Origin of the sequence: Pseudoalteromonas sp. SCSIO 43088 (genome assembly GCF_023650795.1) — a bacterium.
In the GTDB taxonomy this organism is placed as follows: Bacteria; Pseudomonadota; Gammaproteobacteria; order Enterobacterales; family Alteromonadaceae; genus Pseudoalteromonas; species Pseudoalteromonas shioyasakiensis.
In genome coordinates this window covers 1,872,796-1,897,911 of record NZ_CP072675.1, presented here as the reverse complement: position 1 = coordinate 1,897,911, position 25,116 = coordinate 1,872,796, and the positions used below count along the sequence as shown (strand labels likewise).

The 25,116-nt window shown below is 39.8% G+C and carries 26 protein-coding genes and 1 tRNA gene; 8 read left to right on the top strand and 19 right to left on the bottom strand.

From position 1 onward, the window contains the following. Positions 1-23: 23 nt before the first annotated feature. Together pgm and seqA are read right to left on the bottom strand one after the other, a co-directional pair. Positions 24-1,661: a phosphoglucomutase (alpha-D-glucose-1,6-bisphosphate-dependent) gene (gene pgm, locus J8Z28_RS08830; RefSeq protein ID WP_054561422.1), complete on the bottom strand. Its 1,638-nt coding sequence runs from the start codon at positions 1,659-1,661 to the stop codon at positions 24-26. 16 nt (positions 1,662-1,677) lie between these two features. Continuing rightward, a complete protein-coding gene (seqA, locus tag J8Z28_RS08825) occupies positions 1,678-2,280 on the bottom strand; it encodes a replication initiation negative regulator SeqA (RefSeq protein ID WP_250660338.1) in 603 nt (200 codons plus the stop codon). A gap of 131 nt (positions 2,281-2,411) precedes the next feature. On the opposite strand from seqA, the gene J8Z28_RS08820 reads away from it, so the two are divergent. The 5 genes from J8Z28_RS08820 (at position 2,412) to fur (ending at position 4,954) form a co-directional block, all read left to right on the top strand. After that, the gene (locus J8Z28_RS08820; RefSeq protein ID WP_054561420.1) at positions 2,412-3,176 is read left to right on the top strand and encodes an alpha/beta fold hydrolase; all 765 of its coding nucleotides are present in this window, start codon (positions 2,412-2,414) and stop codon (positions 3,174-3,176) included. Positions 3,177-3,275: 99 nt separating this feature from the next. Beyond that, on the top strand, positions 3,276-3,497 hold the full coding sequence (locus J8Z28_RS08815) for a DUF2788 domain-containing protein (protein ID WP_036968243.1): 222 nt from the start codon (positions 3,276-3,278) through the stop codon (positions 3,495-3,497). Positions 3,498-3,499: 2 nt separating this feature from the next. Then, entirely contained in the window at positions 3,500-3,778 is a 279-nt protein-coding gene (gene ybfE / locus J8Z28_RS08810; RefSeq protein WP_004586673.1) for a LexA regulated protein, read from the top strand. Between the two features lie 14 nt (positions 3,779-3,792). Beyond that, a complete protein-coding gene (gene fldA / locus J8Z28_RS08805) occupies positions 3,793-4,320 on the top strand; it encodes a flavodoxin FldA (protein WP_054553928.1) in 528 nt (175 codons plus the stop codon). A 190-nt stretch (positions 4,321-4,510) separates the two neighbouring features. After that, entirely contained in the window at positions 4,511-4,954 is a 444-nt protein-coding gene (gene fur / locus J8Z28_RS08800) for a ferric iron uptake transcriptional regulator (RefSeq protein ID WP_054561419.1), read from the top strand. Between the two features lie 68 nt (positions 4,955-5,022). Here fur and bamJ read toward each other — a convergent pair whose 3' ends face one another. The 7 genes from bamJ to J8Z28_RS08765 form a co-directional block, all read right to left on the bottom strand. Beyond that, positions 5,023-5,640 carry a BamJ family beta-barrel-assembly machinery protein gene (gene bamJ / locus J8Z28_RS08795; protein ID WP_054561418.1) on the bottom strand — a complete coding sequence of 206 codons (618 nt, stop codon included), beginning with the start codon at positions 5,638-5,640 and terminating at the stop codon, positions 5,023-5,025. Positions 5,641-5,713: 73 nt separating this feature from the next. Then, positions 5,714-6,115, bottom strand: coding sequence for a hypothetical protein (locus J8Z28_RS08790; RefSeq protein ID WP_250660337.1), 402 nt, complete (start codon positions 6,113-6,115; stop codon positions 5,714-5,716). 52 nt (positions 6,116-6,167) lie between these two features. Next, a tRNA-Ser gene (locus J8Z28_RS08785) sits at positions 6,168-6,258 on the bottom strand. Positions 6,259-6,331: 73 nt separating this feature from the next. After that, positions 6,332-6,709 (bottom strand): hypothetical protein, encoded by a 378-nt coding sequence (locus tag J8Z28_RS08780; protein ID WP_250660336.1) that lies wholly within the window; start codon positions 6,707-6,709, stop codon positions 6,332-6,334. 199 nt (positions 6,710-6,908) lie between these two features. Beyond that, entirely contained in the window at positions 6,909-7,457 is a 549-nt protein-coding gene (locus J8Z28_RS08775) for an NAD(P)H nitroreductase (RefSeq protein ID WP_250660335.1), read from the bottom strand. A 63-nt stretch (positions 7,458-7,520) separates the two neighbouring features. Next, the gene (locus tag J8Z28_RS08770; RefSeq protein ID WP_250660334.1) at positions 7,521-8,231 is read right to left on the bottom strand and encodes an HvfX family Cu-binding RiPP maturation protein; all 711 of its coding nucleotides are present in this window, start codon (positions 8,229-8,231) and stop codon (positions 7,521-7,523) included. A gap of 61 nt (positions 8,232-8,292) precedes the next feature. Then, positions 8,293-10,254 carry an oxidoreductase gene (locus tag J8Z28_RS08765; RefSeq protein WP_250660333.1) on the bottom strand — a complete coding sequence of 654 codons (1,962 nt, stop codon included), beginning with the start codon at positions 10,252-10,254 and terminating at the stop codon, positions 8,293-8,295. A 199-nt stretch (positions 10,255-10,453) separates the two neighbouring features. Here J8Z28_RS08765 and sppA point away from each other — a divergent pair, with 199 nt between their 5' ends. Together sppA and ansA are read left to right on the top strand one after the other, a co-directional pair. Next, positions 10,454-12,319: a signal peptide peptidase SppA gene (gene sppA / locus J8Z28_RS08760; RefSeq protein WP_054561414.1), complete on the top strand. Its 1,866-nt coding sequence runs from the start codon at positions 10,454-10,456 to the stop codon at positions 12,317-12,319. A 59-nt stretch (positions 12,320-12,378) separates the two neighbouring features. Then, positions 12,379-13,389: an asparaginase gene (ansA, locus tag J8Z28_RS08755; protein ID WP_054561413.1), complete on the top strand. Its 1,011-nt coding sequence runs from the start codon at positions 12,379-12,381 to the stop codon at positions 13,387-13,389. 55 nt (positions 13,390-13,444) lie between these two features. On the opposite strand, the gene gnd is transcribed toward ansA, so the two are convergent. Then, positions 13,445-14,818, bottom strand: a complete 1,374-nt coding sequence (gene gnd / locus J8Z28_RS08750) for an NADP-dependent phosphogluconate dehydrogenase (protein WP_250660332.1) — start codon at positions 14,816-14,818, stop codon at positions 13,445-13,447. Positions 14,819-15,242: 424 nt separating this feature from the next. Here gnd and pyk point away from each other — a divergent pair, with 424 nt between their 5' ends. Then, positions 15,243-16,676, top strand: a complete 1,434-nt coding sequence (gene pyk, locus J8Z28_RS08745) for a pyruvate kinase (protein ID WP_054561412.1) — start codon at positions 15,243-15,245, stop codon at positions 16,674-16,676. An 83-nt stretch (positions 16,677-16,759) separates the two neighbouring features. On the opposite strand, the gene J8Z28_RS08740 is transcribed toward pyk, so the two are convergent. The 9 genes from J8Z28_RS08740 to infC form a co-directional block, all read right to left on the bottom strand. Then, the gene (locus J8Z28_RS08740; RefSeq protein ID WP_054554883.1) at positions 16,760-17,584 is read right to left on the bottom strand and encodes a LytR/AlgR family response regulator transcription factor; all 825 of its coding nucleotides are present in this window, start codon (positions 17,582-17,584) and stop codon (positions 16,760-16,762) included. Continuing rightward, complete coding sequence (locus J8Z28_RS08735; RefSeq protein ID WP_250660331.1) at positions 17,581-18,654, bottom strand: sensor histidine kinase; 1,074 nt, start codon at positions 18,652-18,654, stop codon at positions 17,581-17,583. The genes J8Z28_RS08740 and J8Z28_RS08735 overlap by 4 nt, the downstream gene beginning before the upstream one ends. A gap of 155 nt (positions 18,655-18,809) precedes the next feature. Next, positions 18,810-20,366, bottom strand: coding sequence for a SulP family inorganic anion transporter (locus J8Z28_RS08730; RefSeq protein WP_250660330.1), 1,557 nt, complete (start codon positions 20,364-20,366; stop codon positions 18,810-18,812). Positions 20,367-20,510: 144 nt separating this feature from the next. Then, positions 20,511-20,969, bottom strand: coding sequence for an Lrp/AsnC family transcriptional regulator (locus J8Z28_RS08725; RefSeq protein ID WP_036968198.1), 459 nt, complete (start codon positions 20,967-20,969; stop codon positions 20,511-20,513). Positions 20,970-21,114: 145 nt separating this feature from the next. Further along, positions 21,115-21,756: an MBL fold metallo-hydrolase gene (locus J8Z28_RS08720; RefSeq protein WP_250660329.1), complete on the bottom strand. Its 642-nt coding sequence runs from the start codon at positions 21,754-21,756 to the stop codon at positions 21,115-21,117. A gap of 1 nt (position 21,757) precedes the next feature. Beyond that, complete coding sequence (locus J8Z28_RS08715; RefSeq protein WP_250660328.1) at positions 21,758-23,554, bottom strand: M14 family metallopeptidase; 1,797 nt, start codon at positions 23,552-23,554, stop codon at positions 21,758-21,760. A 199-nt stretch (positions 23,555-23,753) separates the two neighbouring features. Beyond that, entirely contained in the window at positions 23,754-24,113 is a 360-nt protein-coding gene (gene rplT, locus J8Z28_RS08710) for a 50S ribosomal protein L20 (protein WP_036968189.1), read from the bottom strand. A 15-nt stretch (positions 24,114-24,128) separates the two neighbouring features. Then, positions 24,129-24,329, bottom strand: coding sequence for a 50S ribosomal protein L35 (gene rpmI / locus J8Z28_RS08705; protein WP_054554888.1), 201 nt, complete (start codon positions 24,327-24,329; stop codon positions 24,129-24,131). A 208-nt stretch (positions 24,330-24,537) separates the two neighbouring features. Then, positions 24,538-25,101, bottom strand: a complete 564-nt coding sequence (gene infC, locus J8Z28_RS08700) for a translation initiation factor IF-3 (protein ID WP_082401559.1) — start codon at positions 25,099-25,101, stop codon at positions 24,538-24,540. Between the last annotated feature and the right edge of the window lie 15 nt (positions 25,102-25,116).

The window sequence follows — 25,116 nt, the reverse complement described above, 5'->3', positions numbered from 1 at the left end:
CGTTTTAATAGGTAAAAAAGAAATTAGCTAATTACTGAATCAACCAGCTTTTTCGCTTCTTTTTCTAATAATGCTAGATGTTCTTCACCTTTGAATGATTCAAGGTAAATTTTATAAATGTCTTCAGTGCCAGATGGGCGTGCAGCAAACCAACCGTTTTCAGTAACAACTTTTAAACCGCCGATAGCAGCGTTATTACCAGGGGCATGGGTTAATTTTTGCGTAATAGCATCACCCGCTAATGTACTTGCAGTTACATCATCAGCTGATAACGCTTTTAAACGTGATTTTTGCTCAGCACTAGCTGGCGCATCAATACGTTTATAAATAGGCGCACCGAACTCTTGTTCAAGTTCTTTATAAAGCTGTGAAGGTGTTTTACCTGTTACAGCTAAAATCTCTGCAGCAAGTAGACCTAAGATGAAACCATCTTTATCAGTGTTCCAAACTGTTCCATCAAAACGTAAGAATGACGCCCCTGCACTTTCTTCACCACCAAAAGCAAGGGTACCTTTGCTTAGACCTTCTACAAACCATTTAAAGCCTACCGGTACTTCTTTTACTTCACGGTTATTACGTGCAACAACTTTATCAATCATGCCGCTTGATACCAGTGTTTTACCAATTGCGACATCTTTTGACCATTCGCGGTTATTTAATAAGTAGTCAATCGCAACTGCTAAAAAGTGATTTGGATTCATTAAACCGTCAGGCGTAACAATACCATGGCGATCATAATCAGGGTCGTTACCAATACCGATATCATAGTCATCTTTTAATGCAATAAGGTTTGTCATTGCATAAGGAGAAGAGCAATCCATACGGATTTTGCCGTCTTTATCTAAAGGCATGAACGAAAATGTTGGGTCAACAGACTCATTTACGACCGTTAAGTCTAAATTATATTTTTCTGCAATGACTGGCCAAAAGTTGATACCAGAACCACCAAGTGGATCAACACCAATTTTGATTTTCGCATCGCTAATTGCTTTTAGATTAACGATATTAACTAAGTCATCAACGTAAGGGGTAATTAAGTCTTGGTACTTAATAAAACCAGAACGTGAAGCTTTAGCATATGGAAATAACTCTACTTCAACTAAGTCTTCTAAAAGTAATTGATTTGCTCTGTCTTCAATCCACTTAGTCACATCAGTATCTGCAGGTCCACCATTTGGCGGGTTATATTTAAAACCACCGTCTTCTGGCGGATTATGTGAAGGAGTTACCACAATACCATCAGCAAGTTCATTTGGGTTTTCTTTGTTATGGCAAACAACAGCATGACTGATCACCGGCGTTGGCGTGTAATCGTCATTTTCTTGTGCAATGACTTGCACTTCGTTTGCAACAAGTACTTCAATAGCAGAGTTAAAAGCCGCTTCACTCAATGCATGTGTATCTTTACCTAAGAAAAGTGGACCAAAAATATTGTTTTCTTTACGGTAATCACAAATTGCTTGAGTGATCGCTAAAATATGCGATTCATTAAATTTTACATCGAACGAACAACCACGATGGCCAGACGTACCAAAAGCAACACAATGCTCTGGGTTTTGTTCTAGGTCAGGTTCATTTAAGTAATAAGCCGAGATCAGTTTTGGTACATTCACTAAGCTTGATTGCGGTGCAGGTTTACCTGCATCTGGATGAATCGCCATATTATTTCCTTATGGATTATAAGTAATCACGAATTTTTTCTGCTTCATCCGCACTGTAACCTAAGCACAGTGCAACTTCGTGAAGCATCATTTTTTTTCTGGTTGTATTTGAATTTGTCATCACCCAATACTCAGTATCAGTGATATTTTTTGGATTCATGCTGCTACCGCTTTCCAGTAGTGCTTCTTTGCTAGTAGCAAAATAAACACGGTCACGGCCTTTAATTTCAAGCACGTTAACAAAATCTTTTTTATGCGTTCTATATAAAGCAGCTAGTATAAATAAGAATCGACCAACAACACCTTTTTGCATTGCTAGCTCTTCTTTGTTTAATACATTAAACACATTAACTTTCACTTGTGTCGATGCTGTGACAGTTTGTGCAGCCTCTTCAACATTTTCGTCGCTTGGTTCAGGGCTTGTTTCTTGTTCTGCTTGTTCTTGTACTTCAACAACTGGGGTTTCTTGTTCAGTTTTAGTAGTTGTTTCAACTGGGGCATTGGCGCCATCAGAGAGGTTTAATAAACGACGCAAAATGGTTGATGCACTTTCACCAATACTTTGCGTGTTGCTTGCAATGTATTGATATAACTCGTCGTCTATGTCGATTTTTTTCATGTTATTCCTGTCTTTACGGGTCACATTTTAAAAGTTCTCAATGATTATACCTAAGCTCGCAGCAATTCTCTATGTTTTGCATTTTGTAATTTCACTAGGCAAAATACTGCCATTAAAATTAGGAGTTGAAAATGCTATTAAACTACCAACAAATGGGTCAAGGTTCAGACGTTGTATTGATCCACGGTTTGTTTGGCTCACTTGAAAACCTCAATGTAATCGCAAAAGCATTAGCTGAAAATTATCGTGTAACGAATATTGATTTACGTAACCACGGTAAATCATTCCATAGCAATACCATGAATTATCACGCTATGGCTGAAGATGTCAGTGAGTTACTTGAACATCTAAATATTAGTAAAGCACACATCATAGGTCATTCAATGGGTGGCAAAGTGGCCATGCAATTAGCACTTAATCACTCTGCACTTATCGATAAGCTTGTAGTGTTAGATATTTCTCCTGTTGCTAATAACCCTCGTCACAGTGCTATTTTTGCAGGCCTAAACGAAGTTGCACAGTCTAATATCACAGATAGAAAAGCGGCTGATGAAATACTTACCAAGCACATTGATGAAATGGGCGTACGTCAGTTTTTATTAAAAAGCTTTGCTAAAAATGATCAAGGTCACTATCAATGGCGCTTTAATTTAGCTGTTTTATACCAGCAATATGAAAATATTTTAGCGCAAGTTAGTGAAAATGATTCTTGTTTATGTGATACTTTATTCATTAAAGGTAATGATTCTGACTACATTTTAGCAGAACACCGCCCTGCTATTATGGCGTTATTCCCTAATGCAAAAGCAAAAATTATTCATGGTGCAGGTCACTGGCTACATGCCCAAAAACCACTTGCTGTAAATAAAGCAATCAGCGATTTTTTAGCTCATTAATTGGGCTGATAAAATTCGCTGTTTTTGATCGTGCGCACTAAATTATTACAAATTTGTGTGCTATAGTACGCGCCGTTTAATTTAAAGGTTTATACGTTGATGGTCAGTCAGTTAATTAACGAATTTGATACCTTAGGGTTGTATTTTGGCTTAGCCGGTATTTTCTTTTTTATTGGAATGGCAATTCAAGACGTCCTTAAAAAAGGTGATGTACCACGATTTGGCCGATACATCGTTTGGTTAGTGCTATTTTTAGGCTGTTCTGGGTTTATAGCGAAAGGACTTATTCAAGTCTTCTGGCAAGGCGCAGGTGTGGGCTAGACATGGCAAAGTCAGAAACAGATAGAACAACACCCGATTTATTTGAATACGAAAAGCGTCCAGGTAGGCCGAAAACAAATCCCCTACCTCGCGATATGCAATTAAAAGTAAATAAACGTAATCAAATAAAGCGAGATAAAGCACGTGGTTTAAAGCGTGTAGAATTTAAGGTTTCATCACAGTTATATCAAGCATTAAGCGATATGGCAGATGCGCAGAATATTAGCCGTAGCGCGTTGATTGAAACAATTTTACAAGAAAGATTGGCTATTGATAGATAGAAGGTTTTAAATCCATGTCAAGCGTAGGTATTTTTTTCGGAAGTGACACAGGCAATACTGAACACGTAGCTAAAATGATTCAAAAAGAATTAGGTAAAAAGCTTGTAGCGGTTCACGACATTGCAAAAAGTTCTAAAGAAGAGATTGCTGAATTCGATTTATTGTTATTCGGTATTCCAACTTGGTACTACGGTGAAGCTCAATGTGACTGGGATGATTTCTTCCCTGAATTAGAAGAAGTTGACTTCGAAGGTAAACTTGTTGCTATTTTCGGCTGCGGTGACCAAGAAGACTATGCAGAATACTTCTTAGATGCAATGGGCATGATCAACGATATCGTTACTGAGCGTGGCGCAATCGTAGTGGGTCATTGGTCAACTGAAGGCTACGACTTTGAAGCTTCAAAAGCACTAGTAGATGACAGCAATTTTGTTGGCCTTGGTATTGATGAAGACCGTCAACCAGAGCTTACTGAAAAGCGTGTTAAAGACTGGTGTGCTCAGGTTTATGACGAAATGTGTTTAGCGGAACTTGCTGATTAATAACAAGTACTACTCGCATTTACTAGCTGATGTAAAGATGCACAACCAGTTCATTTTTGTTTGAAAAATCGGCAAATAGACGAATTGTTCTTTGCACTTAGTAACTAGGCACGTTATTCTAATAGTTGCTAATGTGTCGTGTGCATCTTGATGATGCCTAGTATAACTAAATAAAATTGAGACAGATTGAATGACTGATCACAACTTGGAATTAAAAAAAGCAGGGTTAAAAGTAACTCTGCCGCGTATTAAAATTTTAGAGATTCTGCAATCTCCAGACAACCAACACATCAGCGCTGAAGATGTCTATAAAATTCTTTTAGACAAAGGCGAAGAGATTGGTCTTGCAACTGTCTACCGTGTTCTTAACCAATTTGATGATGCAGGTATTGTATCTCGCCACCACTTCGAAGGCGGCAAGTCAGTATTTGAATTATCAGGTAGCACTCACCATGACCACTTAGTGTGCCTAAAATGTGGTAAGGTTGTTGAGTTTGAAGACGATACAATTGAACGTCGTCAAGAAGAAATCGCAACAGAGAATGGTATTAAACTGACCAACCACTCTCTTTACCTATATGGTGAATGTGAAGACACTGCTGCGTGTAAAGAATACGCTGAATCAAATAGCTAATTAGCTATTTGTTTCAGACATAAAAAAACCTGCTTTAAGCAGGTTTTTTTATGTCTATTTGAAATCGATTAGATGATTTCTAATAGCTCAACGTCAAAGATTAGCGTTGAGAAAGGAGCGATTGCTGCACCAGCACCGCGCTCACCGTAAGCAAGTTCGTGTGGTACGTATAAGCGCCACTTAGAACCAGTACCCATCATTTGTACTGCTTCAGTCCAACCTTTGATTACACCGCCAACTGGGAATTCAGCTGGTTGACCACGCTCGTATGAGCTGTCAAATACTGTACCGTTGATTAGTGTACCGTGGTAGTGTGCACGGATTGTTGAATCAGCAGTTGGTTTTTCACCGTCGCCTGCAGTAAGTACTTCGTATTGAAGGCCTGATTCAGTTACTGTTACTTCTGGACGTTTTGCATTTTCTTCTAAGAATGCAATACCTTCAGCTGCAAGAACTTTAGCTTCTTCTTCACGACGAGCTTGGATCTCAGCGTTGATTTTCTCAAAAGCTGCTTGAATTTCTGGGATTTCAACTTGGAAATCATTACCAGTGTATGCGTCTTTCATACCTTCAAATACAGAATTTAAGTTTAAACCTTCGAATGGATTCGCTTTTAATTGCTCACCCATTTGTAAACCAATACCGTAACTTGCTTTTTCAGCGTCTGTTGTAAAATTATCTGACATGTTTTAATTCACGTTTATTTAGTTAAAAGACGTGCTCATACTAACATAAAAAAACAACGAATATCGCCTAGTTTTACTGCGTTTGCTCAGTGTTTGCACTAATTCGCTGCTTTATTTTATCAATTACAAATGTCGCAACAGGTAATGTAGCGATCATCGAAGCAATAAAAAAGCCGCTCATTAAACCATCTTTGCCTAACATAATTAAAGGCACAGCAATAAGACCCACAGTAGAAATCACACATGCAGCAATGACAGACCAATGCTTGTCGTATTTGCCAATAAGGTGCCCTACTAACACATTAAAGCCAATACCATAAGCGATTGAAGATATTAACCCGTAATCAGGCTGCGCATCATGGGCCATAGCTACAAGTACATTGATCCCGCTGTGATAAAAATAAGAAAAGATACACCAAAGCAGAACATGTTTAACAATGCGCATTAGTGTAGAAGAAGACTCGCTTGCTGACATTACTTATCTCCAGATAGCAAAAAACCGCCCTAAAGGCGGTTTTTCTAAATAATGGTGGAGAGATAGGGATTTGAACCCTAGAGGGGCTACAAACCCCTGCCGGTTTTCAAGACCGGTGCATTCGACCACTCTGCCATCTCTCCGTACGGCGCGCATAATAGTGTTTACTGCGTTCGTTGTAAAGCCATAAATGTAAAAAACTTTAAAAAAGTAATTTTAATAGTACTGCTTAGGGCGCTTTGCGATTAAAGAGCAAACTAAACAAACAATTAAACTAACAATTGCAAAGCCTGAACCCTGCACTATTACGTCAATTTTATTGAGGTTATAGCTAGGTATAATGACTAATGCAAAGGCTGGTAAGCAGGTGATCGTTAAAACGTAGCAACAAATTTTAAAAGCGCGGCCGAAATCGAAACGTTTAGTGCTTTGCATCCACCAAGTCAATAGGAATAATACCACTACAGCAGACAAGCCAAGGTAATGAGGTTGTTTCGTAGACATGGCAACAAAAAAAGTGACCACGGCGCCAACTAAGCCCCAAATTGACCAAGCGAACCAATTTTCTTTTTCACGTAAAAATAAGTTTCCCATCGTTCTCGTCTTCTTTATCGTTATTTTTTTAAGACTATCCATACGTTAACAAAAAATAACCGATTAAAAAACACACTGAAGAAGAATTATTTCGTTTTTTGCATCCGTGCGCTTCTTACAGCTAAGCTAAATCTAAAAAAACTAACATATGTAAGCTTAATAGTGTCTGACTGCTTAACTGCAAAAAAGTTCCTAATATTTATAAATTCTCAAAAAACGTCTCTGGCTTGTGTCTTATTGGTTTTTTAATGTCTACTTCTGGTGTACCTAGATATAAGTAGCCAACAATCTCATCTTGTTCTTTACAACCTAATGCCGCTTTAACAGCAGGGCTCTGTGCAAAATAACCTGTGCGCCAAATGCCCCCTAAACCTTGCGCAAATGCCGCTTGTTGCATTGCAAGTACAGCGCAGCCTGCACTTTGTACTTGTTCAATACGTGGCACTTTTGGGTTTTCAGTTACATCAGCAATGGCAATGATCATCATAGGAGAACGCAGCGGTAGCTCTTTAGCGCGCTCAATGGTTCTATCATCTTGGTTTTCAGCAACAGCGGCTTGATGGTAGATATCGCCTAATTTATTACGTGCATCGCCTTCAACGACAATAAATCGCCAAGGAGCAATACAGCCATGATCAGGCACTTTAATGGCCGCTCGCTTAATAATTTCAAGTTGTTCTGCAGTTGGCCCTGGTGCAATAAGACGAGGATCTGATTGTCGAGTTTGTAATAGCGTTAAAGCGTCCATGAATATTCCGTAAATGCTTAAGTACGATGCCCCTTAATAATCGGGGCAGAAAACCCAAGCTTATCATTTATCTTTATTAGCAATAAAGCTATTCGATGCTTTTCTAGTTAACCAATAATCTAAACTGACGTAACGACCGCCACCTGCAAAAAATAAACTTAAAAGCATAACAAAGTATATTGCGGAAAACTCAATACCATTATTTAAGATCACAGGTTTCCCTTTCGCATAGAGGTACTCTGTATAACCATGCGTTTCTAGCAACTCGCGCATTTTGGTTAATCTTTCACTGGCTTCATTGGAATTAACTAAACTGGCTTCACTTCCTGGTATTGCTAGCCAATTCAGTACTCTCGCAGGGCTGGTACTGGCATCGGTAGGTGTTACAGCAAACCAGCCATTACTGGCATGTACTGTTGTCGCTGCAACCAGCATGGTGATCATTAAAGGGATAGCTGTTAAACGAGTAAATAAACCCAATAATATAAAGATCCCCCCTAAAAACTCAGTCCATGCAGCTAAAAAGGCCAGTAGAGATGGCATGGGTAGGCCTAAACCCCATTCACTATTTCCGAACCAAGCAACAATATCATCTGATGCTAAAAAGTATTGATAAAAATGAGTTACATCACCGCTTAAAGCTAGTTTATTAAAGCCGGCAATGATCATCACTGGGGCTAAGATCAAGCGAATTAACAGGCTGGGGAGCCCATCTAAAAACTGCAGTTTATTTAAAATGCGATGGTAAAGGGGTGTTAGGTGTGTGTTCAACATAGCGGTCTCGTGACTAAATAGATTAATCACACAGACCGCACGTTTTCTAGTTTACTTTCAATTAAATTTTACGAGCAACTTGTAGCGCTTCAAAAATCGCACGTTTTGCATCAATAGCAGCAGCTAGTTTTGCGCCACCAATAACGTGTACTTTAGCGTTTTCGGTTTGATTATCGAACGTTTCAGTATTTGACACCTGACCAATACAGGCAATCACAGTATCAACATCGAGGATTTGCTCTTCACCTTTTACCGTTATCTTCAAACCTTGCTTATCAAAGCTTAGATACTGACACTCAGCGATTTGTTTAACACCGTGTTGTTTAGCAACTTGACGGTGGATCCAACCCGTTGTTTTACCCAGTTCACTACCAAAGCGCCCTGCACTTCGCTTAAGCATGTAAATTTGACGATTGTCTTTTTCAGGCGCAGCTTCGCATTCAATACCCCATTGAGTTTTGAATTGCTCAATTGTTTGGCCTTTGTGTTCACTTAAAAAGGCAACCATATCAAAACCGATACCACCGGCACCTAGAATCGCAATTTTATCCCCTAGTTCTACTTCACCACGAATTACTTCATCGTAAGCGAATACGCGTTTGCCATCACTGCATTCTATTTTGGCTTCGCGCGGACGTACGCCTGTTGCAAACACCACATCATCGTATTGGTTGAGCATATTGTCAGTAAATTCAGTACCGAGCTGTAAATCGACATTTAAACGCTTTAATTCATTAGTAAAGTAGTTAAGGGTATGGTTAAAGTCTTCTTTACCCGGCACTTGCATGGCTAAATTAAATTGGCCACCCATTTGTTCTTTACGTTCAATTAAAGTCACTTTGTGACCTTTCGCTGCTAAGTAACAACTTGCAGCAAGGCCTGCAGGGCCAGCACCCACAACCAGGACTAATCGAGAAGATGGTGCTTTTTCAAGGCTGTAATCTAACTCAAAAGCCGCTTGCGGGTTAACCAAACAGGTTGCACGTTTATTTTTAAACACATGGTCTAAGCAGCCCTGATTACAACCAATACAAATATTGATTTGCTCAGACTTATTATTAACGTATTTATTGAAAAACTCTGGATCTGCTAATAAAGGACGTGCCATCGAAATTAAATCAGACTCGCCTGCTTCTAAAATTCCATTGGCAATTTCAGGAGTGTTAATACGGTTAACCGCGATCACTGGCACTGATACCGTTTCTTTTAAGCGTTTTGATGCTTCTTTAAATGCACCTGCTGGTACCATACTGGCAATGGTTGGTACACGAGCTTCGTGCCAACCAATACCCGTGTTAAAAATATCAACGCCAGCTTGTTCAAGTGCCAATGCTTGTTGTTTTACTTCATCAGGTGTTGATCCATTAGGAATTAAATCCATCACAGACAAACGAAATACAATAATGAACTTTTGACTTACTTTAGCGCGTACAGCTTTAACAATTTCAACAGCCAAGCGCATGCGGTTTTCTAAACTACCGCCATAGTTGTCTGTTCTTTTATTAGTGTGGTTAGCCATGAATTCATTAATCAAATAACCTTCAGAACCCATGATTTCAACACCGTCATAACCTGCTTTTTCAGCCAATTTTGCTGAGTTAGCAAAGTCTTTGATGGTTTTTTTAATTGAACCTAACGACATTTCTTTAGGTTTATACGGATTAATAGGTGCCTGAATTGAGCTTGGCGCTTGATTGAATGGATGATAAGCATAGCGACCTGCATGCAATAATTGTAAGCAAATTTTTCCGCCATGCTGATGCACTGCATCAGTATATGCTTTGTGTTTGATCACATCATAAAATGAGTTAAATGTTGATGCGAACGGAGATAGCTTGCCACGAATATTTGGGCTATAACCACCTGTAATGATTAAACCCGTGCCGCCTTTGGCACGTGCTTCGTAGAATGCACGTAAGCGTTTACGGTTATGCCAGCCTTCTTCTAAGCCGGTATGCATTGAGCCCATAACCAAACGATTACGAAGTTCGGTATGCGGTAATTGTAATTTTTGTTCTAACATTGTGTGCCCCGTTAACTGGTCGAACCTCTATTTGAAATAGATTCTGCGGCAATAACTTAGAATAATCAACTTTTCACTGGTAATTTATATGTAGCAAATTGTCGTTTTAAACACTCTGTTACTATTTAACAGTTAATTTTAAAGTTATTCTAAGCTAAGATGAGATCACTACTAAGCTGTACTGAATTAAGGATTTATTTTGCTAGCAAAGATATTTAAAGGCATTTGGACCGGGATTAATTTCTCCCGCCGTTTGGTCCTAAACATATTATTTCTATTACTAGTAATACTCTTCTTTGTTGCCATCACAGGTGAAGAAGACCAAGTAAAAGTAGCAGACGGAACCGTGCTACGCCTAAACTTAAATGGCCCTATTGTTGAAGAAAAAACGTATGTTGATCCTGTAGAAGCAGCAATCAACGATGCAACTATGGGTAAAGAAGCACCATCAGAAATTCTACTTGATGATGTTGTTGAAGTGATCAACCAAGCAACTAAAGATGATCGCATCAGTGTGATGCTTCTTGATCTACAAAAAATGCCAAGTGCACACATCAATAAGCTAAAACAAATAACTAAAGCAATTGATGCGTTTAAAGAAGCAGGCAAGCAAGTTATTGCAACGGGCTATTACTATACACAAGCTCAATACTATATTGCAGCCCACGCTAATGAAGTGTCTATGCACCCTTATGGTGGTGTGAGCATTGAAGGCTACGGTATGTTCCCGCTTTACTTCAAAGATGCGCTTGAAAAATTAAAAGTAACTCAACATATTTTCCGTGTTGGTACTTATAAGTCAGCGGTTGAGCCTTTTATTCGTAATGACATGTCAGATGCGGCAAAAGAAGCGAATAGCGTTTGGTTAACTGCACTTTGGAACGAGTATAAAACTGACGTTGCTGCGAGCCGTCCATTCGATGAAAGTAATTTCGATGAAGATATGGATGTTTACCTTGCAAAAATGCAAGCAGTAGACGGTAACTCGGGCCAATACGCTCTAAATAATCAGTGGGTTGATTCTTTAAAAACCTCACAACAAATTCGCCAACAGCTTATTGAGTTAGTTGGTGCAGAAGAAACAGGCAAAACCTTTAAGCAAGTAAGCTTCCGTGAGTATTTATCGCTGGTAAAACCGCCTGTTGAGTTCGATAACCCAATCACTGAAAAAGTAGCTGTGGTTGTTGCGAAAGGAACCATTGTTGATGGCGAGCGTAAAGCAGGTGAAATTGGTGGTGACTCTACAGCAGCCCTACTTCGCAAAGCGCGTCTTGATGACAAAGTGAAAGCCGTTGTACTACGCATCGATTCAGGTGGTGGTAGTATGTTTGCTTCTGAAGTTATCCGTGCTGAAGTATTAGCTCTTAAAGCAGCGGGTAAACCGGTTATCGCTTCAATGAGCTCAGTGGCAGCATCAGGTGGTTACTGGATTGCATCTGCAGCCAATGAAATTTGGGCAGCCCCTAGCACAATTACAGGTTCAATCGGTGTATTCGGTACTTTCATGACGTTTGAAAATACTATGGCTGAATTAGGTATATACTCAGATGGTGTTGCTACAACAGACCTTGCTGGCTTCTCTATTGCACGCCCACTTGACGAGAAAATGTCAGATATCATTCAAATGAGCGTTGAAAATGCATACAAACGTTTTTTAAATGTAGTGGCTGAAGCGCGTAACATGACCCCTGAGCAAGTTGATAAAATTGCCCAAGGCCGTGTATGGATTGCAACTCAAGCAAAAGAACTGGGTTTAGTTGATAAACTTGGTGATAAGCAAGATGCAATTAAGGCGGCAGCTGAGCTTGCTAAGCTTAATCATTATGATGTTAAAACCATCAAGCAATCGCTCACACCACAAGAGCAAATGCTGCAAGATATCTTTGGCACCGCGGCTGTTAAGAGCTTTTTTGCTAAATCTGATTCATCACAATCAGTACTAGCAACACAAGCCAACTTACAAAGCCTAATTAATCAGTTAAGTAGTGAAATTGATAACCTAAAAGATTACAACGATCCACAAGGCGTTTACGCTCGTTGTTTAGTGTGTAATGTTATTCAATAAGTTACTTAGCTAAGCGATTTTAGGTATACTAAGCCCAGTTATTTAACTGGGCTTTTTTTATGAAACGTAAACGTATATATATCGCCTATACGGGTGGTACTATCGGTATGAAAAAATCGAGCCGTGGCTATGTTCCAGCGGAAGGTTTTTTAACCGAAACAGTGGTCAATAATGCAGAGTTTAATCGTGATGAAATGCCTTTGTTTGATATTCACGAATATTGCCCGCTCATTGATTCTTCAGATATGTCCCCTGCCCACTGGCAATTAATTGCTGACGATATTAAGAGTAAATACCAAGACTATGATGGCTTTGTGGTTCTGCATGGTACCGATACCATGGCCTACACAGCTTCTGCTTTGTCTTTCATGTTCGAAAACCTCACAAAACCTGTAATTGTGACAGGCTCACAAATTCCATTGTCGCAACTTCGTTCTGATGGCCAAGTAAACTTACTTAATGCCATGTATTTAGCCGCTAATTACCCAATTGCTGAAGTAAGCCTGTTTTTTAATAACCAATTATTCCGCGGTAACCGTGCAACAAAAGCCCATGCTGATGGCTTTGATGCCTTTGCATCACCGAACCTTGAACCATTAGCACTATCAGGAATTAATATTCAACTGATCAAAGGGCAACTTAGCCCTTATGTTGATAACGAACTACAGGTGTCAAATATCACGCCACAGCCAATTGGTGTGCTTTATCTCTATCCTGGGATCAGCCCAAAAGTGGTTAAAAGTTTAGTTAATGACGACATCAAAGCACTAGTTTTATTAAGTTTTGGCGTAGGTAATGCCCCGCAAGATCCGGCGTTCTTAGATATTCTTAATGATGCAAGTAAACGCGGTATGGTGATTGTTAATCTAACGCAGTGCTTAAAAGGCCAAGTTAATATGGGCGGTTATGCAACCGGTAATGCCTTATTAAATTGTGGTGTGATCAGTGGCTACGATATGACATTAGAAGCGTGTTTGACCAAGTTACACTACTTATTTAGTCAAAAGCTTGAAGTAGAAACAATTCGTCACTTGATGCAAGACAACCTGCGCGGTGAGCTAAGTCGTTAATGCAGCAAATACAAAAAAAGGCACCAATTGGTGCCTTTTTTATGCTTTTTGATAATTAACGAACTTTTTCGTCAATCTCAACTAAGTCTGTTAAATGGCAAATCTCACCACTGTGAGTTTTAATACCATGTTCACCGAAGTAGTCACGTTGTGCTTGAACTAGATGACCATTACTTGGTGTTGTTAACGTCGCAATGTAAGTTTGCGTTGCTGTTAACACTGGGAATGCAAGACCAGATGAAACTGCTGCACCCGTTACTTTACGTAATGCTGCTGATTCACGCTGCATAGAATCAATAAATTCTACACCTTCAGCTACATTGTCTAAGTAATCAGCACGGATGATACAACCTGCGCGCCACGTTTGTAGCGTTTTAGAAAGATCTACTTTCCACTGATGCGCACGAGACGCACCTTTGATAAGCGCTAAACCTTGGCGGTAAGCAAGTAAACTTGCCAATGTGAATGCGTCTTTTAGCTCTGCTAAGTCTAAATCAACGGTATCAGTTGCTTTAGCAGCGTAAGTCATTTCTTTAGCAGCATGCGTAACACACGTATTTGTTAAGTGACGTGCTTGAACAGCTGCAACTAGTGATGGCACTGCAATTCCAAGCTCTAGGGCATTTTGTGCAGTCCATAACCCCGTGCCTTTCGCGCCAACTTTATTGTCGATTAAATCAACTAGTGGCTCGCCTTCTGTCGTTTCAAGGCTTAAGATATGGCTTGAAATTGACAATAAGTAGCTATTTAAAGTGCCTTCAGACCATTCATTGAAAATGTCAGCCACTTCTTTTGGTGAACGATTAGTACCTAAACGTAATAGTTGATACATTTCTGCAATTAATTGCATTAACGCATATTCAATACCGTTATGAACCATTTTCACAAAGTGACCACTTGCAGATTGGCCTACACGTGCAAAACACGACTCACCTTTGTAGCTTGCCGCTACTTTTTCAAACCACGGCTCAACACGCTCCCAGCCGCCTTCTGAACCACTTGCCATCATTGCAGGACCGTGACGTGCGCCTTCTGCACCGCCAGAAATACCCATAGTGGCAAATTCAAATTTGTTTTGATATTTAAGTTTACGGCTAATGCCATCTTTGTAGTTACTGTTGCCGCAATCTACGATAATGTCATCACAGTCAACACCTGCTTCTGCAAGCTCTGTACATACTTTATCAACCAATTCACCAGCAGGAACTAAAAGAAGAATCGAACGAGGCGGCTCTAAGCGTCTAACCATATCATTTAAATCAGACACAATATGTAAACGGTCTGCCAAACCTAGTGCTTTCGCACAGCTTAGTAACTCGGCACCCGCATCTGGGTTTTTATCATAAGCTACTAATGTCAGCCCTTTTTCAATCAGGTTGAGGGCAAGATTTTTACCCATAACGCCTAACCCTACTAATGCAACTTGCATTTAGTGTCCTCCTCGGTAACAACTATTGGTTAGTTAATCAAAATAATTACGCGCGCATTATACCCAAGCAGCCCAAAAATGCGAGCTTGACAGCCAACTTGAGATAAATCATCGAAATCATGAAGCGACGTTGCCCCCCAGTATATCAAAATAACCAAGGCATCGGACCAGATTTTTATAATACCCTTTAAAAAGGTATGTGTATTGACGCTACCTGACACCGGTGTCATAATAACGTCATTCACCCTTTGTATACTCTATAATTAATACAAAGAGCCAGATTCTCATAAGTAAAAACAATCATTTTTTACTTATGAGTTCTACATTGTGCTTATGTATAAGCCTATATTAAAGGTTTATAGCACGACATTTTAATAGATAACCATCAATTCGCTTAATATATTTGAGCGCACAGGAGAATTTGATGCTAAGACGCACAAAAATTGTTGCGACCCTTGGACCGGCAACCGATCGCGATAACAACCTAGAAAAAATTATTCGTGCAGGTGCAAATGTGGTTCGTTTGAACTTCTCACATGGCGTAGCACAAGATCACAAAGACCGCGCAGAAGCGGTACGCAGCATTGCTAAGCGTTTAGGCAAACACGTTGCTATCCTTGCAGACTTACAAGGTCCTAAAATTCGTGTATCAACGTTTAAAGACGGTAAAGTAAACCTAGAAGTTGGCGCAAAATTTACCCTTGACGCAAAAATGGAAAAAGGTCAAGGCGACGTTAATGCGGTAGGTATCGACTATAAAGAGCTACCTAACGACGTTAAAACAGGCGACTTACTGTTATTAAACGATGGTTTAATTCAATTAACGGTAGATAGCGTTGATGGTGACCTAGTGCACACGACTGTTACTGTTGGTGGCGTACTTTCAAATAACAAAGGTATCAACCGTTTAGGTGGTGGTTTAACAGCCCCTGCTTTCACTGATAAAGATAAAGAAGATTTAATTACTGCCACTGAGATTGGCGTTGATTATATTGCTGTTTCATTCCCACGCAGTGGTGATGACATGCGTTATGTTCGCTCTTTAGCAGAAGCCGCTGGCTCAAACGCACAACTATTAGCGAAAATCGAACGTGCAGAAGCCGTTGAAAACGTTGAAGCAATTGACGATATCGTACTTGCTTCTGACGCTGTAATGGTTGCTCGTGGTGACTTAGGTGTTGAAATTGGTGATGCAGCCCTAGTTGGTAAGCAAAAGCTTATCATTAGCCGTGCTCGTTCACTTAACCGTACAGTTGTTACTGCAACACAAATGATGGAATCTATGATCGATAATCCTATGCCAACACGTGCAGAGGTTATGGACGTAGCAAACGCCGTATTAGATGGTACTGATGCAGTTATGTTATCTGCTGAAACAGCCGCTGGTGACTACCCTGAAGAAACAGTAGCTACTATGGCTCGCGTTTGTTTAGGTGCTGAATCACAAAAAGAAACGCACGTTTCTAAGCATCGTTTAGACAGCCGTTTTTCATCAAATGCTGAATCAATTGCATTATCTGCGATGTATGCAGCTAACCACTTAGATTCTGTTAAAGCTATTGTGACTCTGACTGAATCAGGTAGTACAGCTAAATTGATGTCGCGCATCAGCTCTGGTTTACCAATTTATTCATTATCACGTCATCCAAGCACACTGGGCCAAACAGCACTTTACCGTGGTGTTTATCCTGTATTTTTCGATTCAACGAAGTGTGAAGATGAAAGCATGGTACGTGATGCATTAAACACACTTGTTGAGCAAGGCTCACTAGTAGCTGGTGATACTGTGATTTTAACTCACGGTGATGCAATGGAAACGATTGGTGCAACAAACACTATGAAGATTGTAACTGTTTAATCTGTTACGAATTTTCATTAAAAAAGGCGCAATTAATAATTGCGCCTTTTTTTGTTTTTAACTTATTAAATTTTGAATAGCTATTAGCTCGCGAGCGCTGCTTTCACTTTATCGCGATAGCTACGGCTTACTTTTAGCTCTTGGCCGTTATCAAGCACTAAAAGATACTCACCGCTTACTTGAGTTACAAGTTTGCTAATTTGCTTCGTATTCACAATGGCACTGCGATGAACTCGCACAAATAGTTGTGGATCAAGCTCTTGTTCAAGCTCTTTCATTGTTTTACGAAGGATATGCGTTTGCCCATCTTGGCAATGAAGGCACATATAATCACCAGCCGCATCAACCCATTGAATTGTAATAACAGGCACACGAACAATCTCGCCCTGCTCTTTTACAGCTAATGATTCTGGATAACGACGGTCAGCAAGACTATCGCCCGTTGCTAACTTCTTTAAAATTTCTTCGCAATTATTGCCTGTAATACCTGCAACAAAGCTCGCTAGTTTTTTCTTATGGGCGTTATCTTGTTGCGTTTTTAAATAGGTATGCACTTTTTCTACCGCCTGTTTTAGTCTGTTGTCATCGACTGGTTTAAGAATATAATCCAACGCATGAATCTCGAATGCTTTAACTGCAAACTGGTCAAAAGCCGTTACAAACACAATAGCGGGTAATGGATTTACGCTCTCACTAAGTGCTCTTGCAACTTCAAAACCGTTCATATTTGGCATTTGAATATCTAAGAAAACCAATTGAATATTGCCTGATAAGCATTCATCAATTGCCTCTTGACCATTGCTACATAAACGAATGACTTCTAAATCGTCAAACTCAGAAAGTCGAACTGCTAAGCCTTTTCTTGCTAGCGGTTCATCATCAACGATCAAAGTTCTAATTTTGCTCATTTCTTAACAGCCCTTTCAAACGGAACGCGCAGATTAACTTTTAATCCACTTGGCGTATTGTCAGAGAGAACAAACGAGTAGTTGTTCTCATAAAGTGTTTTTAAGCGGTCCTGTGTATTAGCTATGCCAACGCCTTGAGAATTAACCAGTTGGCCATTTTTAAGCTCAGTGCCAGGACCATTATCGCCTACTTCCAATAATAGTTCATTTGCAAAAACTTGTGCTTTAATATCAATCACACCACCTTCATTTAGTTGCGCTATTGCATACTTTATCGAGTTTTCGATAATCGGTTGGAGGATCAAGCTTGGTACCAAGGCTTCTTTTGCCTGCTCGCTTACATCTACATTAACTTGTAAACGTTCATCAAAGCGTACTTTTTCAATTTCTAAGTACAGCATGAGGGCATGAATTTCTTGCTCTAATGGCACCTTTTTTATTGGGTCGGTATTGAGTGTGTATCGTAAGAAGTCACTCAATTTTGACACCATTAAATTTGCATCTTTGTTCTCTTTTACCAAAATTAAGGTTGATATTGCATTTAAGGTATTAAATAAAAAGTGCGGATTAAGTTGATAGCGCAGCATTTTCAGCTGAGCTTCGTGAGCCATAGTCGTTGCTTTTAGGGCCTTTTGACGCTCATTTTGTAATAGCTGGTAATACTTAATACCAAAATACAAACCGCTCCAACAAAGAATGATGTAAACCGAATCTAACCCTTGTTGTAAGTAATAAAACCATTCATTTGGTCGGTAACCGTGACGATAGATTTCCCATAAATTGAATTTTTGTACAACGGCCCATAATGTGCCTGTAACATAGGAAGCACCAAAAACGACAAGCATTAATACCCAAGGTGAGGCATTCCAAACTTTACGATACATATAACGTAAAGGTACTGTCATTAAACAGCCTGCATAAGCGTTTAATACAATAACAAATACGTAAATATCACGCATTTCAAAGACTTTTGAGCCGATATAATTAACTAACGCATAACCTATCCAGCCTGCAATTTGCAAAACCCAGAAAAAGCGTTGTCGATTATCAACTAATGATTGCCAATTCAAAATATCAGATTACCTTTCATAATTATTTTTATTATACCGATAGTCACGAGAGCAAAGCACTGCCGCCTATCTTAATTTTTTATAGCCTTACCGCATTCTTCAGACATTAAAAAAGCGAAGGCCACAACAGCCTTCGCTTTTTCTCTGCTTTATTTTTAAGCTAGTTTATCTGAAGCCACTTTATAATTTGGATCTTCAATCACATTCACTTCAACTAAATCACGCGCATTGTGTAATAGTTGAATACAATCAGTGCTTAAATGACGTAAATGCAGTTTCTTACCCACTTTTGCGTATTTGTCTGCAAGACTGTCAATCGCTTCAATCGCACTGTGATCAGCAACACGGCTATGTTTGAATTCAATGATCACGTCTTCTGGGTCATTTTTAACATCAAATAACTCGGCAAAGTTCTTAACCGAACCAAAGAATAAAGGACCATGAAGCTCATACACTTTAGAGCCTTGCTCATCGATGTAATTGCTTGTGTAAATGTGTTTCGCATGCTGCCAAGCAAAAACTAAAGCCGAAACAATCACACCCACACATACCGCGATCGCAAGGTCTGTTACTACGGTTACACCTGAAACAAGCACAATAACAAAAGCATCAGACTTAGGTACACGCTTCATCATCTTGAAGCTTGCCCACTCGAAGGTACCAAGTACAACCATGAACATAACGCCAACTAAGGCAGCTAATGGGATCATCTCAATGAGGCTGGCTGCAAAAATAATGAATGCTAGCAGTATTATTGCTGCACTAATACCAGATAATCGTGAGCGACCGCCCGAGTTAATATTGATCATTGATTGACCAATCATCGCACAACCACCCATTGCACCAAAGAAACCACAGGTAATATTTGCAGCGCCTTGACCAATACACTCTTTATTACTGTGACCACGGGTTTCAGTAATTTCGTCAATTAGGGTCAGTGTTAATAACGATTCAATTAAACCAATCGCCGCTAAAACTAAGGCATAAGGGAAGATAATTTTTAATGTTTCAAGATTAAATGGCACCATAGGAATATGGAACTCAGGCAAGCCACCGGCAATGGTTGCTTGCTCATTGCCTGTCATTCCTTTTAAGAAATCAAGTACAGTGCGCGCTTCTAAATCAAAACCAATCACAATCGCTGTTACAGTTACAATGGCAGCTAACGATGAAGGTACTGCAGTGGTTAGCTTAGGTAAGAAATGAATAATAGCCATAGTTAACGCTACTAAGCCAAGCATAATATAAAGTGCTTGCCCTTCCATCCACTGTTGACCGCCCATACCGTCTGGTACTTTAAATTGACCCAGTTGAGCTAAGAAAATAACAATCGCAAGACCATTTACAAAGCCCAGCATTACTGGGTGCGGAACCATGCGAATAAACTTGCCGAGCTTGAAGATACCTGCGAGTACCTGCAGTATCCCCATCAATAACACGGTAGCAAATAAATACTCTACACCATGATCTAAAACTAAACTTACCATTACAACGGCTAGTGCACCGGTAGCACCAGAAATCATACCTGGACGACCACCAAAAATAGCCGTAATTAAGCCAACAATAAATGCGGCATATAAACCAACCAAAGGCTCAACATTAGCAACAAAAGCAAACGCAACCGCTTCTGGTACCAATGCCAACGCAACGGTCAAGCCTGATAGAATATCGTTTTTAGCAGAGCTTGGCGCTTTGCTGAGTAAGTTAAACATTAAGATCCTCTTTATAGTGAATGCATTTCGGCAAGGCGCAGAATTCTAGCAAAATCCGCAAAAGTTAACAATTATTAACAACAAAACGGCTAGTACCTAAAAGCACTAACCGTTTTCGAAAAAATAAAACGTAGTAGAAAAAGATTAAAGAGGTAAAGACGTACTACGCTTAACGCATGTCATGGTCACGTTTGAGTGAACTTCTTGAACAAACTCAAGGTTTAGTAGGTTATCACGAACAAACTGCTCATAACCTTCAATACCTTTAGAAATAATTCGAAGCATGAAATCCATGGTACCCGCCATGCTGTAACACTCGGTTACTTCATCATAGCTCATAATTAAACGCTCAAACTCAGCTAGGTTCGTTCTACCGTGGTTAGAAAGACGAACATGGGCATAGACCAACATATCAAAGCCAAGCTTTTTCTCATCAAGCAAAGCAACTTTACCTTTGATATAGCCATCTTGCTCAAGCTTAGCAATACGACGCCAACATGGAGATTGAGATAAACCAACTTTATCGGCAATTTCTGCCGTAGATAAGCTAGCATCCTGCTGTAATAATGCCAAAATTTGGCGATCTACTTGGTTCAGAGACATTTTATTTCTTTTTCTGTAAAAATACTGGTTAAATTATATAACTGATTTAAAAATCAGTCTGCCTATTTTCTACTATTTATGCAAAAAAATTGCAATTTTATACCGTTCCACTTACAAACTACTTAACTGATGTTACGCGTTGGCATTAACCAAAACGTCCGCTAATAAATGGATTTGTTTTTCGCTCATGCCCTACGGTGGTATTCGGACCGTGGCCTGGCAAAATAGCAACTTCATCAGAGAATGATAAAATCTCAGACTTAATTGATTCGAGTAATTGCGCACTATCCCCTTTTGGAAAGTCAGTACGACCAACAGAGCCTTGAAAAATCACGTCACCCACTATCACCTGTTCTGAACCTTGGTGGTAAAAAACAACATGACCAGGAGTATGCCCAGGGCAATGGCGTACAGATAATTCAAGTTCACCCACTGTGATTGTATCGCCATGATTTAGCCACTTTGTTGGATAAAATGGTGTAATTGGTGCAAAACCAAACATTTGCGCTTGCATTGGCAAGGCATCAAACCAAAATTTATCATCTAAATGTGGGCCAATGATATCAACGCTAAAATGCTCTGCGAGTTGCTTTGCTGCGCCCACATGGTCTAAGTGGCCATGTGTTAAATAAATTGCCTCTAATTGGCAATTTAAAGCAGCAAGTTCTGCTTGAAGTTTATCTGCATCGCCACCAGGGTCAACCAATGCCGCTTTATTCGTTTGCTCACAAATAATAATGCGGCAATTTTTCGCAAAGCCAGTAACAGGAACAGCTTTCACTTTCATGTTATTGTCCTTTTTGTAACTGCTCAAACGCCATTAAAATTGGGTATTTTAAATAGCCTTGATCATAAAACGGTGTACGCTCATAGAGCCAATGCAAGCGCGCATCAGCATCTTTTGCAAAGTTTTTATCTTCACGAATTTTTTTATCGAACTCTAAAGCCAATGCAGGTTTTTCTTTAAGCATTTGTCGTGCATAAGGCATTAAAGCGTAATTCTCAACGTATTCAGTGCGCTGAAAAATAGTATTAAACTCGCCCCAAGCAAAGAATGAATCTGGCGCTTCTGGGTGTAGTAAGTGTGTAGCCAGTTCTGAGTATGGCTGCTCAGTTGAGACTTTGTACCAGCCGGTCATATCGACATTTTCTACGGTGTTGTAATCAAATGTCGCCTCTACACGAAAACGTCCTTCAAAAGGTGCTTTTGCAAATGAGTAATCAGCAACGCTTACTTGCGTTAATGGCTCAGAAACAGAACCATTCACTGTCGTTACCTCTACGCCGTGTAATTTAAGCTTACTTACCAATTGGCTGTACGCTGGCGGAATATAAAACGCTGCAGGAACGTTAACGGTCTTTTTAACCTCTTTCTGCCAGTAAATAGGCAAAGCGTCATAGTTTTTAACTTCACCTAAATATTTAACTTCAGCTTGCCCTGACAATGCACTTTCAGTTCTTGAATAAGCGATACCTTTAAATTCGATGGTATCTGGCTCTTTTGCATAACCACGTTCAACAACTAATTGCGTAGGTTTGAAATCGAGCTCTTTTTGAACCGCTTCATTAAGGGCTTTATCGTTTGCAGCTAAGGCGTCAATGGCACCATCAATAAATACATAAGTACCTAATACGCGCTGCTTATAAGGTTTTAAAGAGTGGTTCTCAACTAATATTGTTGGTAATGAACGTAAATCACCCCAGCCATTTGAAAAACGTGGTGTTGCCACCCAACCAGCTAAACCTTTTTTAAATTCGCGCTTGTCCATTACAAAAACCAGAGGACCAGGAATATGCCCTGCTTTTTCGAGTTTGGCATCAATAACAGGTTTAAACAGATTATCTAACGCTTGTGACACACTTGGTGATTCACTAGAAAAAACCGGATTATAGCCGTAGGTAACATCATATTGGTAATCAGCGCCATCTGTTACATGGACATCCACGTATAAATCTGGCTTAAATTGATTAATAACCTGCATTACACCGCGTACTTCGGGTGTATCTAGCTTAGTGTAATCACGATTTAAATTTAAATTTAGACCATTCGTTCGAAAGCCCATTTCTACTGGGCCACGCTGATTAATACGGTTGTATTGGCTACTGCGCTCGTGACCATCAACGTTTAAAATAGGAATAAACAGAATATTTACTTTGCTAAGAATATCGCGGCGTTTACCTGTTGCAATGTCGCGTAGCAACATAAACATGGCGTCTTTGCCATCAATTTCACCACTGTGAATGCCTGCTTGAATAAAGATGGTTGGTTTTGTATCAGCAACAAGTTGTTTGGCATCAAACAAACCTTGCTCATTCGCCACTAACATCTTAACCGCACGACCTGCACTGCTTGTCGCAATAGTCGTTACTTTGAATTGTGTTGGGTTTGCGGCAACAAGGCGTTCTACGAACGCCATAGTGTCTGCATAATCAGGCGATAAAGTGCCTTCGCTTAATTCGAAATCTGTGGTTAAAGGTCCTTTTTCTTGCATTAAAGACACACTATCGCCTTGCCATGGCAATAATGGGGGTAAGTGGCTGTCTAAAGTTACTGCAGCAGATAAAAACACTAAACTCGCAAACATATCACTCTCAAGTGCGGTACTTATTCTATATTGGGGAAATTATAACAACTAATCTGAATGGATTGCGTAAACTGCGGTGATTCAACAAAAAAATGGAGCAAACGACATACGCTATGCAAAATCGTTGTTAGTTATGAATATTAATTAAGATCAAAAAAAGGAGCACTAGGCTCCTTTTTAAACTTTATGAAAAGCGAAATTAAGCCGCTAGGCCTTCTTTTGCTTTTGCAACAAGCGCTGCGAATGCAACTTGGTCATAAACAGCGATATCTGCAAGGATCTTACGATCGATTTCTACAGAAGTCTTTTTAAGACCATTGATAAAACGGCTGTATGAAAGACCGTTTTGACGAGCTGCTGCATTGATACGTGCAATCCAAAGTTGACGGAAAGTACGTTTCTTAGCACGACGGTCACGGTAAGCGTATTGACCCGCTTTAGTAACTGCCTGGAAAGCTACGCGGTAAACACGTGAACGTGCTCCGTAGTAACCTTTAGCTTGCTTTAAAACTTTTTTGTGACGTGCACGTGCGATAACACCGCGTTTAACTCTTGCCATTTCTGAAGACTCCTATTAAGCGAATGGTAACATACGTGAAACTAGACCATGGTCATTTTTATGAACCATCATCTTAGGACGTAAGTGTAATTTACGCTTAGAAGTTTTCTTAGTCAGAATGTGACGAAGATGCGCTTGTTTACGCTTGAAACCGCCAGAAGCAGTTTTCTTGAAACGCTTAGCCGCGCCTCTGTGAGTTTTTAGCTTGTAAGCCATTGCAATAACTCCAAATGTATTGCTTAAAAATTAGCAAGCAGGCGAGAGATATAAAAATAGCTCTACTTTTAAGGCCTAACTTACTGCCATAATCCGGTGAAGGCTCACTACAAAAGCAGTGCAACCTTACTTATAACCGGTTATTTCAGGTGAACAGTAAACTGTTACTTGCAAACCTGAAATAAAATCGGTGCGTAATATACCCTGTTTATTGCTTTTTAGCAATAGGTGCCATCATCATAACCATCTGGCGACCTTCAACACGATTTGGGAATGATTCAACTTGTGAAACATCTTCCAAATCAGTTTTAACACGGTTTAATAATTCGATACCAATTTCTTGGTGAGCCATTTCACGACCACGGAAACGGATAGTGATTTTAGCTTTATCACCCGCTTCTAAGAACTTGCGTAAGTTGCGTAGCTTAACCTGGTAGTCACCTTCATCCGTACCTGGACGGAATTTGATTTCTTTAACCTGGATTTGCTTTTGCTTTTTCTTTTGTTCTTTTAGTTCTTTGCTTTTTTCAAAGATGAACTTACCGTAGTCCATAACCTTACAAACAGGTGGCTCAGCATTAGGACTGATTTCTACAAGATCTACACCCGCATCATCAGCGATAGCTTGCGCCTCTTTTAATGACACGATGCCAGCTTGCTCGCCGTCGATGCCAATTAAACGAACTTCTTTAGCTGTAATATCTTCGTTGATACGATTTTTTTGAGCTGTTTGTTGCCCTTTCTTGCCGCCTCTAATGGTACGATCCTCCAAGAATATAAAATAAAA

Excerpts from the sequence above, each read along its gene's own strand:
- pgm (WP_054561422.1), bottom strand. The coding sequence starts at position 1,661 with ATGGCGATTCATCCAGATGCAGGTAAACCTGCACCGCAATCAAGCTTA.
- seqA (WP_250660338.1), bottom strand. The coding sequence starts at position 2,280 with ATGAAAAAAATCGACATAGACGACGAGTTATATCAATACATTGCAAGC.
- J8Z28_RS08820 (WP_054561420.1), top strand. The coding sequence starts at position 2,412 with ATGCTATTAAACTACCAACAAATGGGTCAAGGTTCAGACGTTGTATTG.
- J8Z28_RS08815 (WP_036968243.1), top strand. The coding sequence starts at position 3,276 with ATGGTCAGTCAGTTAATTAACGAATTTGATACCTTAGGGTTGTATTTT.
- ybfE (WP_004586673.1), top strand. The coding sequence starts at position 3,500 with ATGGCAAAGTCAGAAACAGATAGAACAACACCCGATTTATTTGAATAC.
- fldA (WP_054553928.1), top strand. The coding sequence starts at position 3,793 with ATGTCAAGCGTAGGTATTTTTTTCGGAAGTGACACAGGCAATACTGAA.
- fur (WP_054561419.1), top strand. The coding sequence starts at position 4,511 with ATGACTGATCACAACTTGGAATTAAAAAAAGCAGGGTTAAAAGTAACT.
- bamJ (WP_054561418.1), bottom strand. The coding sequence starts at position 5,640 with ATGTCAGATAATTTTACAACAGACGCTGAAAAAGCAAGTTACGGTATT.
- J8Z28_RS08790 (WP_250660337.1), bottom strand. The coding sequence starts at position 6,115 with ATGTCAGCAAGCGAGTCTTCTTCTACACTAATGCGCATTGTTAAACAT.
- J8Z28_RS08780 (WP_250660336.1), bottom strand. The coding sequence starts at position 6,709 with ATGGGAAACTTATTTTTACGTGAAAAAGAAAATTGGTTCGCTTGGTCA.
- J8Z28_RS08775 (WP_250660335.1), bottom strand. The coding sequence starts at position 7,457 with ATGGACGCTTTAACGCTATTACAAACTCGACAATCAGATCCTCGTCTT.
- J8Z28_RS08770 (WP_250660334.1), bottom strand. The coding sequence starts at position 8,231 with ATGTTGAACACACACCTAACACCCCTTTACCATCGCATTTTAAATAAA.
- J8Z28_RS08765 (WP_250660333.1), bottom strand. The coding sequence starts at position 10,254 with ATGTTAGAACAAAAATTACAATTACCGCATACCGAACTTCGTAATCGT.
- ansA (WP_054561413.1), top strand. The coding sequence starts at position 12,379 with ATGAAACGTAAACGTATATATATCGCCTATACGGGTGGTACTATCGGT.
- gnd (WP_250660332.1), bottom strand. The coding sequence starts at position 14,818 with ATGCAAGTTGCATTAGTAGGGTTAGGCGTTATGGGTAAAAATCTTGCC.
- pyk (WP_054561412.1), top strand. The coding sequence starts at position 15,243 with ATGCTAAGACGCACAAAAATTGTTGCGACCCTTGGACCGGCAACCGAT.
- J8Z28_RS08740 (WP_054554883.1), bottom strand. The coding sequence starts at position 17,584 with ATGAGCAAAATTAGAACTTTGATCGTTGATGATGAACCGCTAGCAAGA.
- J8Z28_RS08730 (WP_250660330.1), bottom strand. The coding sequence starts at position 20,366 with ATGTTTAACTTACTCAGCAAAGCGCCAAGCTCTGCTAAAAACGATATT.
- J8Z28_RS08725 (WP_036968198.1), bottom strand. The coding sequence starts at position 20,969 with ATGTCTCTGAACCAAGTAGATCGCCAAATTTTGGCATTATTACAGCAG.
- J8Z28_RS08720 (WP_250660329.1), bottom strand. The coding sequence starts at position 21,756 with ATGAAAGTGAAAGCTGTTCCTGTTACTGGCTTTGCGAAAAATTGCCGC.
- J8Z28_RS08715 (WP_250660328.1), bottom strand. The coding sequence starts at position 23,554 with ATGTTTGCGAGTTTAGTGTTTTTATCTGCTGCAGTAACTTTAGACAGC.
- rplT (WP_036968189.1), bottom strand. The coding sequence starts at position 24,113 with ATGGCAAGAGTTAAACGCGGTGTTATCGCACGTGCACGTCACAAAAAA.
- rpmI (WP_054554888.1), bottom strand. The coding sequence starts at position 24,329 with ATGGCTTACAAGCTAAAAACTCACAGAGGCGCGGCTAAGCGTTTCAAG.